We start from the raw sequence: 15,752 nt of genomic DNA on the forward strand, positions 1-15,752 counted from the left end.
AGATGTGTATAAGAGACAGGTTATGTTGTTAGGTTGCAGTACGTATCTTATCCTCATACTCATCGGCAGCTTACAAGGTAACGACATGCGAGGTGCAGTGCAAGATGCTAATAGTTACAAGAAAGTGAAACATGTGAGTCAAATCCCTTCATCCTCCAAGAGTGATCTTTATTTATACAACGCACTATGTATGTAAGCCCAACTCCACCTTATTCTGAACAATTTCATTACACCTCACCCTAATACGCAATTGAAGGACGACGGCAACAAACCATTGAGTTTGTTGTCGTTTTTGGGAGAAGCACAGAAATCTTTGATTTCGTAGTGGTTCCCCCGCGAGGATGACTAGACTTTGAAACAGCTTTTGCTATTTTCAAAGTCAGTCATCTACCGCGTTACATATTACAAAATCTTATTTTAATAATATGGCTCTCGTTGAGAGCAGAACAGAAATTCATTTAGATTTGTCGTTTTCAATGTTTTGACTTTCGCTTACTTAGGGGGCTGCATTCAACTAATTTCTTTCGCTTTATAGCTCAAGAAATGGATTTTCATTGCAGCCTTGTTCCCTCAAGTGTCTCAAGTCGACATTGAAAACTTTCTTAATATTATTGTTTAGTGATAAATTAAGTTGTTCTTTCTTTTTATATTAAAGGTGGATTTCCGTTCTGCTGCTCTTACTAATTTGTCTTCTTGCTAAGTTAACATCTTAATCATTAATTTCTAATCTTATCCTCAAAAAAACTCTATAGTTTGGTTATTTGAGTATAGAGGTGACTGATTATTTGAATAATGATGTCATTCTTCATTCATACATCACTTTTTCTTTCATTGCCTACTTCTTTACATATAATTTAAATCTCTCTTGATAATAAACTTACAAAGAAACGCTATCATCCCTCGACACACAACCCACCTATGTCTTTGAGAAAATTAGTATATTTAGATTCCAATTAAGAGACTTACCAATCTGACGCTCAAAGGAAATAGTCGTCAACGAAAATCCATTATTGTCACCAGAGGTGGCAATAATTAGTTGAGTGACGACCCTTAAGCAAGCAGATTGAAGTAAGTCTCGTTAGCGTAAATTCCTTTAATTATACAAATGTCTGAATATTCGATATACTTATACTATATACTTATCTCAAAGGGGTCATAAATATGAGTCAATTTACCGAAAAAGACAAACTCAACCTGCTCAAAGATTTAGTCAAAATAGAATCAGTGAATGATAACGAACTCGAAGTCTGCCAATATCTCCACAAACTTTTCCAACAACACGACATCAACTCTGAAATTATCCAACTCAACGACACACGCGCAAATCTCGTGGCAGAAATTGGCACAGACGGACCTGTACTAGGTATTTCTGGACATATGGACGTCGTAGCACCCGGCAACAAAGATAACTGGACACACGATCCTTTTACCCTTACAGAAGAGGACGGCAAGCTCTACGGTAGAGGCGCTGCGGACATGAAATCTGGGCTCGCTGCTTTCGTGATCAGTATGATTGATATCAACACTTCTCAGAGTCTGAAACATGGTAGAATTCGACTGCTCGCTACGGCTGGTGAAGAAATTGCGGGCGAAGGTGCGAAAGCGTTCCACGATAAAGGCTACATGGACGATGTGGACGCGCTCGTGATTGCTGAACCGTCAGAAGACCGTATCATCTATGCGCACAAAGGCTCTATGGATATCCGCGTGAGCTCAACAGGTAAGGCTGCCCATAGTTCAATGCCTGACTTAGGCTTTAACGCGATTTCTCCACTTGTGAAGTTTATTTATAAAATTGATGAAGGATTCCACAAATTCGATCAAACGAACGAAACGTTAGGTGAACCTGTATTAAATGCAACGTTGTTTAACGGTGGAACTCAAGTGAACTCTATTCCAGAATATGCGGAATCAGAATTTAACATTCGTACCATTCCAGAGCATGACAATGATCAGTTTATTTCATACTTCAAAGAGGTGCTTAAAGAGGTAGAAACGGATAAGACAGATATCGAAGTGGATACGTACATGTCTCGTCCACCTGTCTTAACTACAGGTACTAATGGCTTGGTGAAATTAGCACAGAATATGGGGCACCAATACTTAAATGCAGATCTAGAAGCGCTGCCGTCACCAGGTGTAACTGACGCTTCCGATTTATTACAAGACAAAGATGAGAACTTCCCTTTCATCATGTTCGGTCCAGGTCATATTAGCCAAGCACACCAAGTTGATGAATATGTGACGAAATCTACTTATTTAACGTTTATTGATCTCTTTACTGAGATGTTGCCATCTTATTTGGAAAATTTAAAATAACAAGCAGCATTTAACTCTATAGCTACTATGCATAAAATAGGCGACGCGACGTAATTCTTAGTTTACATCGCATCGCCTATTTTTCTGTGTATATCGTACATTTTACTAATGTTTATTCACAATTTGCTTTAACTGTCTAAGGAATGTTTGTCGCTCTGGTAACGGGAAGATAGGATAAATATGGTAAAGATTGTAACCCGGAACGAAATCATGCGCGATACCTAACTCTTGCAGTTTGTAAGAAAGTTTCAATGCTTCAGGGTATAACGTTTCTTTCGTACCGATGTTAATCGTAATATGTCCTAAATCTGTTAGATCCCCATTAATCGGTGAAATTTGCCAGTCTGATAAATCTTTGTCTCCAGCCCATAACTCTAGGAAGAATTTACTTCCTTCTATTCCGATCATCGGATCGAATTGCTCATACACTTTCGCTTCAGGGTCGCTAAATGTCGCATCGAGCACTGGCGAATTGAGTATGATATTGCTAGGTTGTGGTAAATGAAGTTGCTTTAATTGTTGCGCAAACGCTAAAGCAATCTGTCCACCTGCTGAATCCCCACTCAAGATGAGTTGATGATTGTGCTCTACGCTTTTTAATAATTGTTTATAAAGCGTCTCTAATAAATCAAATGTCGCTTTATAATCTGCATGAGGAACTTTAGGATAAACTGGCATAACCACTTTCGCATTGAGCGTTTCCGCTAGCTCATCGATGTACTCAAAGTGTGGTTTAATTGGGTCTTGGAACCAAGCGCCGCCGTGAATGTACAGCACAACAGGTTGCTGACGATTTTCGAGATTATTAACAACATACACTGTGGATCCTTTAACTTCTAACTTATCTGCTTTATGTTTAAAGTTGTAGTCAATGCCTTGGAATAGCCCTTTCGTATGCGGACTTACTTTATCCAATGCGACTTGCGCGTCTGAGATATTTGTAAATGGCTTCTTCATACCAGAAGCGCGAAGTTTGAGCTCGAGTAGAAAGCTGCGATAACTTCTTCTCTCTTTAATACGCGCATAGCAGTAAGATGCTAACGCAAGGCCACCCACGCCCGCTACTGCAGTTAATACTTTCTTCAACAATTCTATTTACCTCCTAGTTCGCTCTCTTATCTTTAGTGTATCTTATTTATACCCAGAATTTTAGTGAAACACTCTAGAGGAACCGATATTATTTTTCATAAATGACCGCTTCATATTGAGATTCAAATCCACTACTTATTTTCTGTAAAATAGCTCACATGCCATTTGAGAAAAGTAAAAAACACTCTATCTTACGTGCAAGAAGAGTGTGAGATTAAAAGTTGACTGTCGTTAAATAGATTATAAGAGTTAAACTTTAAATAAATCTATATTATTATTTATGCAAATTAGCGAGCAATACACTTTCTACTGTTAAAGCCATTTAAAATAGGTGGCGCTCTTTGAACTTGCGCAACCGACATCATCAATAGCTCAAATCTAATGCTGAGCGGAGATGATGTGAGCGACTATTTAAAAGTGAGTGGGAGCAAACTATCCATTTCTTATAGAGTGACTTGCATTCTTTTTTACTCGGAGTTGGAGAACGCGAAGCAGCTATTTTTACTATCACGTAAATGAGCAAGGAGATAATGTCAGCGCCAAAGTAAAAAACAGCGGGAGCAATTTTAGAAAGCTAAAGTTGTTTCAGGAGACTCATCTAATAACATCGCCATGTACAACTCGTCATGATAAAGACCATCCATATAAATCGATTGACGTTTGATACCTTCAATCTTGAAGCCCATCTTTTCATACAATTTAATCGCTGGGTTATTATGTGTGAGGACAGTGAGTTCAAGACGACGTAGTCCTTTATTTTTCGCCCATTTAATGATTTCTTCAAACATTTGCGTCGCATAACCTTGATGATGGTAATTATTTTCAATACCCGTAATGATATAGCCAATATGTTTAATTTTTGCTACTGAACTAATATGGACAAATGAATAGCCTTTAATATCGCCCTCGTTTGTCTTCAGACCAATATAGAAATTATGCTTAATATTATCTCTTAACGTTTCTTCGTTATAACTCCGTTCATCTGGACATATTCTTTTGATTTTCATTTTAAAAGCCCCCCACTTATAAAAATAATTATATCTATCATACATCATATTACGTCGCGCGTCACATATGCATGGTTTTTATAATTAAAATGATAAATACTTTATAGGGTCGTCAACTGTCATTACTGAAACCTTGTTACCTTACTCGTCTTTAAAAACATACTCGGCCATTTGACTCAACTGATGTTCAAAGGCTTGCATATCGATGAAACGGCCTTGACGATGCATTTCTTTACCTTCGAGATAAATAAGGTCGACAGGGACAGTGAAGATGGAAAGCTCGCCCGCTATCGCTTCAAGATGCGTCTGGTTGATCACGCCAAGCGGCACATCAGGATAATCTTTCAACATCATTTCTATTTGAGGCAAGACTGCATGGCACACGCTACAATTCTCGCGCATCACGTGTACAATCACTAAAGGATGTGATGTGATAAATTGGTGGAATTCTTCGATACTGTTAATTTGTTGCATCCGTGCTCACCTCAATTTTGTATAATAACTAACTTGGCATGTTTCTATATCATCTACGTCGTATAATCGTCACTAGGATAATCCTTATCTGTGCTGAAATTCGGTCACACCCGCACAAGGTCTTCTGTTATAGCGAGAACCTTAACTGATGGCCTTCAATTAGACACTTTCTACTTATCAAGTAACTTTAACATCCGTTCTCTCACTTCTTGCGTGTACCCTTGTAAGCCACCCGTGTGAATAAATAGAATATTCTCAGCATCATCGAATGTGCCGTTTTCGAGTTCTGTTAACATTCCTCTGAAAGCTTTTCCGGTATAAGTAGGATCGAGCACCAGCCCTTCTTTCTGAGCGATATCAATGTAAAAACGGAGCTCTTCATCCGTCGCTTGTCCGTATCCTTGCCCTACATAGTGATCGTTAATATCGATAGTGTCAAAGTCTGTTGCACTTTTATCTAAGTCTTTCACTAAATGCTTCACTTTTTCAGTAAAAGTCTCACGATCCGCATCTACAGCATAACCGATAATCTGCTTATTACTTTGATAATGGTGGTTGCCGTACCACAAACCTGCATAGGTACCGCCTGAACCCACTGCAACGTTAATCACCTCGAATTTGATACCGAGTTGATGTTCCTGCTTCAGAATCTCTTTATAGGCGTTCACGTAGCCATGTGTCCCAATCCAGTCTGAAGCACCTACAGGAACGATAAGCGGTCGTTTACCCTCTTCTTGTAGCTCAGAAGCGATTGTCTCCATTGTAACATCTCGCTCGTCACTAGATTCAATAGAATGAATTCGAGCGGCCATGAGTTGATCCAAGAACAGATTCCCTTCCACAAGTTGTTGGGAACCTGAAAGCACAAGATGACACTCAAGATTCTCCTTAGCGCATAGTGCTGTCGTAGCTCGGGCGTGATTCGATGTGACTGCACCTGTCGTGATAATCGTATCGTAACCATGATCGAGCGCATATTGAATCGTATACTCTAACTTACGTATCTTATTCCCTGATAGCTCTGTACCTGTAAAGTCATCGCGTTTGATATAAATATTTTTACCATAGTCCTGGCTTAAATTCTCTAACTTCTGAATCGGCGTATCTAACTGTGCAACATTCAATTTATTCTCTAACATGTGCTCACGCTCCCCATTCGTTTAATCTTTCGTCGGTTTAGGTGTAAATAGCGTAGCCTCACTATCTTCTGGATAGTAAAAGCCATTCGGAACTGTTTGGAGTTCAATTAAACTTCCCCATGGTGCTTTAACGTAAACAGTTTGGTTACCTTCAGTATCCTCATATCGTGTATTGCTATGTGGATCAGACAAAGGCGTGCCTCCAGCCTCTTGAATACGTTGAAAAGCATCGTCAAAGTCTTCCGCTTCCACATAGAATGAAATGTGTGTGAATCCAACATCTTGAAGAGATTCTGCACCGCGCTGATGTGCGTCTTCAAACTCAAACATTTCGATATTTGGTCCATTGCCAAAGACCATCATGCGTTTATGGATAATTTGAGCTCCACGTTCAAGGCCGAGAATATGCTCTACATGACGACCACCACGCGGTTCTTCTGTCTTCGTTTGGCTATCATAAGCAATCTTACCGTCCAAACCCTCTTTGAAGAATCGTGTCGCCTCTTCCATGTCTGGTACAGTAAGTCCGATATGATTGATACCTCTTGTGATTGCCACAGTTATTCCTCCTCTTTGACGATTTTACTTTGTCATTTTATAATAATCTGCTTTCAACAACTCATACTGATTCGCATCTTTAAAGTGACCATGTGTCAACAAGTGTTCGCGCAACTGCCCTACGTATTGAAAATGCGCTTTCGTAGCGACTTTATTACTCGCCGTGTTGTCTACTTCAGCAAACAGCATTAATTTGTTGATATTTAGATATGTGAACACAAAGTCGCACATGACCTTAAGACACCTTGTAATGATGTTCTTCCCGCTAAACGCCTGAGTTATCCAATATCCTACCTCAGCACGTTGAAAATGAGTGTTCACATTATGAATATCCACGGTACCAATCAGTTGATCATCGTAATAAATAATGAAGACGCGTCCTTTACCCTCAGCTTGAAGACGTAACATCATTCTTAAATAGTTTGCTTCATCTTTAATTGACACCGATTCATCGATAAAGTCGAGAAATGGTTTAAGATGTGTCATATTATCTTGAATAACATGGTACAGTTCTTCCGCCATATACATTTCAGGTTGTGCTAGATAGATGTGGTCGTCTACCTCTAGTTTCAATAATAAATCCGACGTGAGTCTCACATCCTTAAAGGTATTACACCTATCATAAGTCTATTATCAGAATAGTTCAATATTTTTAGATGATATACTTTTACGGTTAAAAATATTTTCAACATCTTTATCTAATATCCAAACAAGAGCGCAACGGACATTGCTACTGCACAAATAATGACCCATAGTAAAATCAGTTTCCAAGCAAACTTTAACCACTGCGTATATGGAATCTTTCCAACAGCAAGTGCCCCATTAAAATGGCTGAAGTTGGAAATAGCACATTACTAATTGCGTCTCCATATTGAAAAGCTAATACAGTCATTTGTCGGTTGATATGCAATAAATCCGCAATGGGTACCATTAAAGGCATTGTTGTTAATGCTTGGCCTGAACCAGAAGGTATAAAGAAGTTCAAGAAAAATTGAAAAACGAACATAACTAAGATAACGAATGAGGATGGCACGTCCGTTAAAAGTGTCGTCATACCATGTACAATGGTATCAATAACTTTACTATCTTCTAATAAAACGATAATACCTTTTGCAAACCCAACAACTAGTGCTCCAAAAAGCACATTCTGCATGCCTTCGATGAGTGCATCAAATGTTCCATTAAATCCTAGTCCGCCAACAAATCCAGCCATAATACCTATCATTAAGAAGTTAGCACTCATTTCATTAAATGACCAGTTTAATGTAAAGATACCAACCACATTAATTAATATCGCCAAGACGATAAGCAATAAACATAGTGCTTCCCTTTTACTAAACTGTTGAGCCGCTTTCTTATTCGTGAAATCCTTCTCTTCTTGCTCTAAATCATAAACTAGGCTCTTCGTCTTATCTTTTTTCACTTTATATCCATATCTCATTACAGTAGTAATCGCAGCTATTAAGATAAAAAGATAAATAATTGTTCTGAGTCCCCACCCAGAGAACATCGGTAATTCTGCTACTTTTTGAGCTACACCTACTGTGAATGGATTTAACATTCCTCCTATAAAACCACTTGCAGCTCCTAGAATAACCATAGCTGCACCTGTTAGCGCGTCATAACCTAATGTGCGTGCGATAAGTATTCCAATTGGTACAAAGATAATCGTTTCCTCAGCTAGACCAATTGAAAAGCCTAAGATTGAGAATACCGTCATCGTCAAAGGTATCATGAGATAATTCGCTTTACCTAGCGCATACATTGCTTTATTGACCCCATTCTCAAAAGCGCCTGTTTTATGGATAATCCCAAAGGCACCACCCACTAAGAAGATGTAAAAGACAATCTCAGAACCACTAATTAAACCTTGTGGTATAGCTCTAAATACTTCTAAAAATGAACCGTGCTGCGCAGCGACTTCGTGATATGTTCCTGACACCACAAGGGTTTGTCCACCCTTCTTTTCTCGCTGATACTCTCCAGCTGGAATTAAGTAGGTCAGCATCCAAGCAATAATAATAATCATAATTAATAAAGCATAGGTGTGTGGTGTTTTGATTTGTAGTTTCTTAGATTTTCCCATTTTGTTCCACTCCTGTTAGTCATTTTTATATGAATACCCTAGGTTAGCAGAAGAAAACAAAAGCAAGTTATATTGTGACATCTCTCCCAATCACAAGCAAAGTAACTGTCCGACTACATAAGTGTTTACGCTGTCATAAAGTTGAGTCGGCCTTGCGCGTGCAGATACTACGAAATCACAAACTTCTGTTCTGCAACAAAAAATACCGAGCCATGAAGGCTCGGTATTATACGGGAAAGGATAGGTTTAATAATTAATTAAATTAGAAGAAACGTTTTGCTGCTGTTGATAATGGTGGAATTTCGTCCCAATCTAATTTTTTATCTTCAGTGATAGATCTGTAAGCCCATTTACCATAGTTGATTGCTTCATCTTTAACAATCTTACCTGGTAGTGGAGCTGCAGTTGAGTCAACGTATACGTTAACGATTGTTGGACGATCTTGTTCTAATGCTTCTGCAACAACATCGTCTACGCGGCTAGGGTCTTTAAGTGTGTAACCTACACCGCCACAAGCTTCAGCAAATTTAGCTAAGTCCATATCAGTGAAGTCGATTGCGTATTCTAATTCACCTGCTGCTTGTTGTTCGTATTTGATGAATGATAATTGTTCGTTGTTAAGAACAAAGATAGTCATTGGTAGGTCGTATTGTACTGCTGTAGCGAAGTCTTGCATAACCATTTGGAATGCACCGTCACCAGCGATACCGATAACTTGACGGTTTGGCCAAGCGATACGTGATGCGATTGCACCTGGTAATGCACAGCCCATAGTACCTAACCAACTAGAAATGATAAATTTATTGTTAACAGTACAGTTCAAGTAACGTGTAGACCATACAGTTGAAGTACCAACGTCTACTGAGAATACAGCGTCGTCGTGACGTACTTTGTTGATTGCGTCCATTAAGCGTTCTGGACGGATTGGTTTACTTTCGTTAGCTTTGTCTGCTTTCATCCAAGAATCCCATGTTGCTTTACGTTGTAATGTCTTAGTTAAGAAGTCACGTTCACCAACATGTTTGATTGATTCAGTGAGTTGAGTTAATGCAATTTTACTGTCACCTACGATACCTGCGTTAACATCGAAACGGTGCCCGATTGCTTCTGGGTTAGTATCGATTTGGATTGCTTTGATGTTTTTCTTAGGTAGATAATCAACGTAAGGATAGTTTGTACCTACCATGATAAGCAAGTCAGCTTCTTGCATAGTTTGGTATGAAGGTTTCGTACCAATCTTACCTAAGTTACCTAAGTTGTAAGGGTGAGAGTCAGGTAAGATACCTTTAGCTGGTAAAGTCACAACTGCTGGAATCTTAGCAGTTTCGATAAATTCACGCACTTCTTCTTTCGCGTGTTGCGCACCTAAACCGATTAAGGCAACTGGACGTTTACTTTTATCGATAAGTTTAGCTGCTTTCTTGATACTACGTGGTTTCGGTGAGATACGTGCTGGTGGTGCAGTATCTACTTTCTTGCTTGTAGTATCTTTGACTTTACGAGTTAATAAGTCGTTTGGAAGTACGAGTACTGCTGGACCTTTTTTCTCGTAAGCTGTGCGGATCGCTTCGTTTACGATACCGAAGATGTCTTTGTCATCTTTAGTAATTTGGTGGCTGTATACAGCAACACCGTCAACCATTTTAAGAATATCAGTCTCTTGGAATGCTTTCGTACCAAGTACTGTACTGTTTGATTGACCTGCTAAGATAAGTTGTGGCACGTTGTCCATTTCGGCATCATACATACCGTTTAATAAGTGGACAATACCAGGACCACCGATACTTAATGCTACACCGATCTTACCAGTAAGTTTAGTATAGCTTGCTGCTGTTAAGCTTGCTACTTCTTCATGACGTACGTGATAGAATTTCAAGTCTTCACGTACTGTTCTCAAGCTATCTACGACTGCATCGATTGAGTCACCAGGGATACCATAAAGGTGATCAATATTCCATGCTTCTAATGCTTTAACGAGTGCTTGATTTGCTTTAATTTTTGCCACTTTGAAAAAGCCCCTTTCGATTTATCATTTTTATCTCTCTTGTGACGAAGTGCGTTACTATTCAAACACAAATACTACAACTTAATATAATAGCAGGATGAATATGGGAATGAGGATTGAACTTAAGACTGCTGTTAGAATCATACCTATTGAACTAAAGGCACCAGATTCAATGTCCATCTCAAGTGCTTTCGCTGTACCAAAGGCGTGAGAAGCGTTCCCATAAGTCAGGCCTTTCGCTATGGATGTTTCGAAACGTCCAAGGCGAAGTAAATAGGAACCTATCATACTACCGAGCAAACCAGTAGTGATGATAAAGAGTACAGCAAAGGTGTCAGTACCTCCAAGCTGATGAGAAACTTGGATGCCTACTGCAGCTGTAATAGATCTCGGTAAGACAGTTACGATAACTTCTTTAGAGTAACCGAGAAGTTTCAACGCTGTAAATACTAACAAAAAATTGAAGAGCACACCAGCGAAGACGCTTGCAAATATAACTCTTGCATAAGCCCATATCTTATGACGATTCTGATAGAGGGGATAAGCAAGACAAACAACGCTGACGTTGAGCAAATAGTTAATCCATTTACCGCCAACCATATAGTTTTTATATGTCGTACCACTGATGAGTAGCACGATGATGATTGCGAGTGATGCGACCAATGCGGGGTTGAGCAAAGGTGTGCGGTATTTACGCTGTAACTTTTGCGCGCCGGCGTATACGACAACGGTAAGAGCGATCATGAGCAATGCATGTAAGAAATTCATTGCGAATCACTCTCTTTAGCATGTACCCTTTTAACCATCTTCTCAGCAATGTACCCTGATACTAGCGCCACAGAACATGTACCTAATATGATGAGTATAAAGAATACGATGAAATTTAAATTGATATCCGAAGCCACATCCATAACGCCCACTACAGATGGTACAAAGTAGAATATCATTGTCGCAATGAAAAAGTTTGCGCCTGAACTTATGAACTTTTCTGGTAGAATCTTAAATTGTAACAGCAAATATAACAGTATCAATCCAACTATGCTTCCCGCAATAGGAATATGACATATACGCTGGATCACACTGCCAACATACGTAACCCCCATCAACAACAGTATTTGGAGTAGTGTTCTCATTACTTTCCAAGCAAACTGCATGCTTTTCATCCCTCTCAAAAGATTTAGTTAAACTTTATCTCTTTTGTACACTATATATTTTAATCCATACCCCAATATATTTAAAATATTGAATTTAAATACGACCTATTACTTTTTTCTATGAAAGCGTTCACTTTCATAATAATATTTCATATGTTCGTTAGAGTCGCTCGCTCATAAACTCGATCCACTGACGCGTTGCATAACTTAAATATTTATCTTTCTTCCAGACCACCCCGAGTTCCCAAGACATAGACTTGTCATCGATCGGTATATTACAAAAGTGACTGTCTAGCATCTTCACGATATTCTCTGGTAGTATACTGATACCCAAATGTGCATTTAATAGATTCTCAATAAAGTTCCACTGAGATATTTTAGAAACTGTATTCGGTATATAACCTGCGTTCTTTGTCGCTTCAATGATCTTGTCATTAAGATAAAAATCTTCATTAAATAAGATAAAGTCCTCATTAATGAGATCTTTCATGTTAACGGAGTCCCTCGTCGCCAATGCATGATTTCTATGTGTCACTAAACGCAGTTCTTCTTGATAAAGTGGTATGGAATTAAAGATGGCTTTATCTACTGGCAATGTTGTAATCCCGATATCAATTTCATCATTGACCAATTGAGATTCAATCATCTTTCCGCCATTTTCCACTAAATTATAAGTTACATTCGGATAACGCTGATGAAACTCGCCCAAGATTTCAATAAACTGATTCATATTCATCACTGCTGAAAGTCCGATGCTGATATGACCTGTCTCGAGTCCGAGTAAACTATTAATTTCTTTCGGTAAATCATTAAATAAATTGAGTATTTCTGTACATTTTTGATAGAAGACTTCTCCCGCATCTGTGAGCACTAACTGCCGCTTACTTCTATCGAACAATGGCATCGCCAATTCACTTTCCAAATCTTTAATCGCTTTACTAATCGTTGGCTGAGCGATATACAGATGCTTCGAAGCTTTCGTCATTCCACCATGTTCCACGACTTCAACGAAATATGTCATTTGTTTGATATCCATAGGATGCGTCCCCCTCATCTATCACTTTCTTCACTGTTAATACTACCTTATTTTGCGCTAAAATGGGAGCTTTAGCTCAATTTCTTTCCTTATTATTAATTATTACTGTCAGGTGTGTGGTGAAGCTAATTGTCCACTACCCTTTTCAACCCAGTATTAAAATTGACAATTACATGAATGTGTTTAATACCAAATATAGATTATGGTATAATGACTTGCGGCTCTAGAAGAGGTGATGTATGACTTTCTACGATTTTATGCAGAACTTTCTAGGTGATGACACGCCTTTAGGTGAATTGGCTGATGAGATTAATCAAGATGTCAATTTCCCTAAAAATGTTTCTGATCCAGAAAGCATCTTGACATATTGTCGTGAACACAATTGGACTGATACTGAGTTGCTCAGTATCACTAAGAGAGCCTTAGACTTATTTAGCCAATTCGTCCTCATGTAGTAGCCATAGTATTTCATGAGATATAGGCTTGCCATCACCTCACGATGCGTAGGAGAAAGTTCGTGCATTAACGTACTTTCTCCCCTTTTTTATATTTGGCGAATTGTAATATTTAAAAAAGGAACTCAATGAGCTCCCCTACGCTTAAACTACTGATACCTTTTCATTTTTTACTTTATCTCATATGGCTTTTTATAACCTTTTGGCTTTTTATCATATTTCTCTTTTAACACAGCGTCTCCAGTTACTTTACCATTATCATCAACATCGTATTGATATACGTTATATGGATCATCTTTATAAGTAACCTCAACATCATTATCTCCAGTATTCAATGTAAAGAAGCCTTTTTCTGTTTTAATTTTGTTTTCCCATCCTTTGTCCTTAAGAACGCGGTGCACTTTTGCTTTAGTTTTAGCTTCTTCATGTTTTTGATAATTAGAATAAATGTGCAAACCTAGAACAAAAGTTAACGGTATGACAACAAATACAATAATAAAAGTAGTTATTCCTATAATTAGTGGTTTCTTCTTCATATCAAGCTCCTTCTGGAATATGAATTTCCGACGTATTAACCCAAATTCATCATTCATTCTATACAAAAAAAACGGGAGACAAACTGAAATCAATGAGATTCCGAAGTTTCTCCCCCGCAAAAATACATTTTTTATACCTGAGTTGGTAAATAGCTTAAATAAGGTATTTACACTTACTTAAACCTGAACTATTTTGTTTCTAAATGTTCTTCTAAGCCTTCAGGATTTTCAACTTTTGCAGTCTTGTCTTTCACAATCTTAAATCCAGTATAACCATATATAATAGAAATAACTGGTACAATATAGTTCAAGATGGCAAACGGTGCGTATGTTCCTGCAGACACGCCTAATGTCGTCGCAATAAACACCCCACATGTATTCCACGGAACGAACACTGATGTTAACGTTCCACCATCTTCAAGCGCTCGTGAAAGATTCTTGGCATGTAATTTCTTCAACTTAAATGCATCCGCAAACATGCGTGATGGTACGATGATTGAAATATATTGTTCTGAACAAGTAAAGTTCGTACCGATACATGACACGATAACTGATGCGATAAGTGAACCTGTGCGCTTCGCAAATTTTAATATAACATTGATTAACGCAGCGAGCATACCAGAATATTCAAGCACACCACCAAAGGTCATCGCTACAAGTGTTAGCGAGATGGTGTAGAACATATCTTCCAAACCACCACGGTTAAAGAGTTCGTTAACCATATGGTTATCAGTGTGAATAGAATAACCTGTTTGTAATGCTGTAAGTGCATCTGTAAGGGAATCTCCTTGAATAAAGATTTGTGAGAAGAACCCTAAGATCACACCTGCACAAATCGCTGGAATAGCTGGTACTTTCAATACGACGAGAATAATTACGATGGCTGGTACAAGCAATAGCCATGGCGTAATCGTAAAGTTGTCATTCATCGTATTGAGAATCTTGTCGATTTTTCCACTATTGAAGTTACGATTTCCGTAGCGTAATCCGATAAAGAAATAAACAATCAAAGTAATGACAATAGCGGGAATCGTGGTATAGAACATATGCTTAATGTGTTCAAACAATGGGACTTCTGTTAAGCCAGATGCAAGGTTGGTCGTATCTGAGAGTGGACTCATCTTGTCACCAAAGTAAGATCCACAAATGACTGCACCTGCAACCATACCAGATGATATTCCCATGCTAATACCGATACCCATACAAGCAACGCCTACTGTGGCCATCGTTGACCAACTACTTCCAATCGCTAGTGCAACTACGCTGCAGAGTATGATAACTACAACTAAGAAATATGTAGGATTAATCAGTCTTAAACCATAATAAATCATCGTCGCTACGACACCGCCACCAATCCAAGATCCGATAACTAGCCCGACTAACATAATAATAACGATGGCTGGTAACGCATGACGAATACCTTTGTACATCATCTCTTCTACTTCTTCGAAATCATAACCATGGAACATCGTTACGATAATCGCGGTAGCAGTACCAATCATGAGCGGAATGTGTGGCTCTTTACCGAGCACTGCTACTGAGAAGAGCATAGTACCAATCATTATTGCGAGTGTGAGTAAAGCCGAAGGTACCCCTATTTTCTTCTTAACTTTCTCACTCTTTTCCTTCTTATCCTTTGACATTTCTTACACCCCTTTGTTCCACGTTGATCATTTAAAAATTAAATGTGTCAACGCTTACAAAATATCATAACTCATTTATTGAATTTTGCAACTTCTTACATGCAAAATAAATAATGTTTTCACTTTATCAATTCTGTATGAAGTGATTCTGATAAGGATATAAAGGGGTGGTTTGAAAATAATAAAAATTTGTGAACTTATTTATAACCTTTTCAAATCGTTTGTAATAAGAAAAGGGATAGTACGCTAAT

The 15,752-nt window shown here is 38.4% G+C and carries 14 protein-coding genes and 2 pseudogenes; 3 read left to right on the top strand and 13 right to left on the bottom strand.

Features of this window, described 5'->3' with window-relative positions:
• Together CD126_RS12135 and CD126_RS07570 are read left to right on the top strand one after the other, a co-directional pair.
• A pseudogene (locus CD126_RS12135) lies at positions 1–196 on the top strand (hypothetical protein); the annotation flags it as partial.
• Positions 197–1,161: 965 nt separating this feature from the next.
• Entirely contained in the window at positions 1,162–2,319 is a 1,158-nt protein-coding gene (locus tag CD126_RS07570; protein ID WP_103370262.1) for an ArgE/DapE family deacylase, read from the top strand.
• 105 nt (positions 2,320–2,424) lie between these two features.
• On the opposite strand, the gene CD126_RS07575 is transcribed toward CD126_RS07570, so the two are convergent.
• The 11 genes and pseudogenes from CD126_RS07575 to cidR form a co-directional block, all read right to left on the bottom strand.
• On the bottom strand, positions 2,425–3,408 hold the full coding sequence (locus tag CD126_RS07575; RefSeq protein ID WP_049408212.1) for an alpha/beta hydrolase fold domain-containing protein: 984 nt from the start codon (positions 3,406–3,408) through the stop codon (positions 2,425–2,427).
• A gap of 566 nt (positions 3,409–3,974) precedes the next feature.
• Entirely contained in the window at positions 3,975–4,415 is a 441-nt protein-coding gene (locus CD126_RS07580; protein ID WP_232620128.1) for a GNAT family N-acetyltransferase, read from the bottom strand.
• A gap of 141 nt (positions 4,416–4,556) precedes the next feature.
• Positions 4,557–4,889 carry a thioredoxin family protein gene (locus tag CD126_RS07585; RefSeq protein ID WP_002470885.1) on the bottom strand — a complete coding sequence of 111 codons (333 nt, stop codon included), beginning with the start codon at positions 4,887–4,889 and terminating at the stop codon, positions 4,557–4,559.
• A 170-nt stretch (positions 4,890–5,059) separates the two neighbouring features.
• Positions 5,060–6,028, bottom strand: coding sequence for a D-cysteine desulfhydrase family protein (locus CD126_RS07590; RefSeq protein ID WP_049408210.1), 969 nt, complete (start codon positions 6,026–6,028; stop codon positions 5,060–5,062).
• Between the two features lie 21 nt (positions 6,029–6,049).
• On the bottom strand, positions 6,050–6,586 hold the full coding sequence (locus tag CD126_RS07595) for a VOC family protein (RefSeq protein WP_049408209.1): 537 nt from the start codon (positions 6,584–6,586) through the stop codon (positions 6,050–6,052).
• 24 nt (positions 6,587–6,610) lie between these two features.
• On the bottom strand, positions 6,611–7,159 hold the full coding sequence (locus tag CD126_RS07600) for a GNAT family N-acetyltransferase (protein ID WP_142381357.1): 549 nt from the start codon (positions 7,157–7,159) through the stop codon (positions 6,611–6,613).
• A gap of 125 nt (positions 7,160–7,284) precedes the next feature.
• Positions 7,285–8,672, bottom strand: a pseudogene (locus tag CD126_RS07605) (YfcC family protein).
• A 262-nt stretch (positions 8,673–8,934) separates the two neighbouring features.
• Positions 8,935–10,677, bottom strand: coding sequence for a pyruvate oxidase (locus CD126_RS07610; RefSeq protein ID WP_103370264.1), 1,743 nt, complete (start codon positions 10,675–10,677; stop codon positions 8,935–8,937).
• A gap of 81 nt (positions 10,678–10,758) precedes the next feature.
• On the bottom strand, positions 10,759–11,445 hold the full coding sequence (locus CD126_RS07615; protein ID WP_002470900.1) for an LrgB family protein: 687 nt from the start codon (positions 11,443–11,445) through the stop codon (positions 10,759–10,761).
• Positions 11,442–11,831, bottom strand: coding sequence for a CidA/LrgA family protein (locus tag CD126_RS07620; protein WP_103370265.1), 390 nt, complete (start codon positions 11,829–11,831; stop codon positions 11,442–11,444). The genes CD126_RS07615 and CD126_RS07620 overlap by 4 nt, the downstream gene beginning before the upstream one ends.
• Positions 11,832–11,991: 160 nt before the next feature.
• On the bottom strand, positions 11,992–12,867 hold the full coding sequence (cidR, locus tag CD126_RS07625) for a cidABC operon transcriptional activator CidR (protein ID WP_049408983.1): 876 nt from the start codon (positions 12,865–12,867) through the stop codon (positions 11,992–11,994).
• 239 nt (positions 12,868–13,106) lie between these two features.
• Between cidR and CD126_RS07630 the strand changes: the two genes are divergently transcribed.
• Entirely contained in the window at positions 13,107–13,322 is a 216-nt protein-coding gene (locus tag CD126_RS07630) for a sterile alpha motif-like domain-containing protein (protein WP_002470888.1), read from the top strand.
• A 170-nt stretch (positions 13,323–13,492) separates the two neighbouring features.
• On the opposite strand, the gene CD126_RS07635 is transcribed toward CD126_RS07630, so the two are convergent.
• Together CD126_RS07635 and nhaC are read right to left on the bottom strand one after the other, a co-directional pair.
• Entirely contained in the window at positions 13,493–13,858 is a 366-nt protein-coding gene (locus tag CD126_RS07635) for a DUF3139 domain-containing protein (RefSeq protein WP_049408201.1), read from the bottom strand.
• 188 nt (positions 13,859–14,046) lie between these two features.
• Entirely contained in the window at positions 14,047–15,501 is a 1,455-nt protein-coding gene (nhaC, locus tag CD126_RS07640; protein ID WP_049407939.1) for a Na+/H+ antiporter NhaC, read from the bottom strand.
• Positions 15,502–15,752: the final 251 nt, after the last annotated feature.

The organism is Staphylococcus pettenkoferi, assembly GCF_002902685.1.
Taxonomy (GTDB): domain Bacteria; phylum Bacillota; class Bacilli; order Staphylococcales; family Staphylococcaceae; genus Staphylococcus; species Staphylococcus pettenkoferi.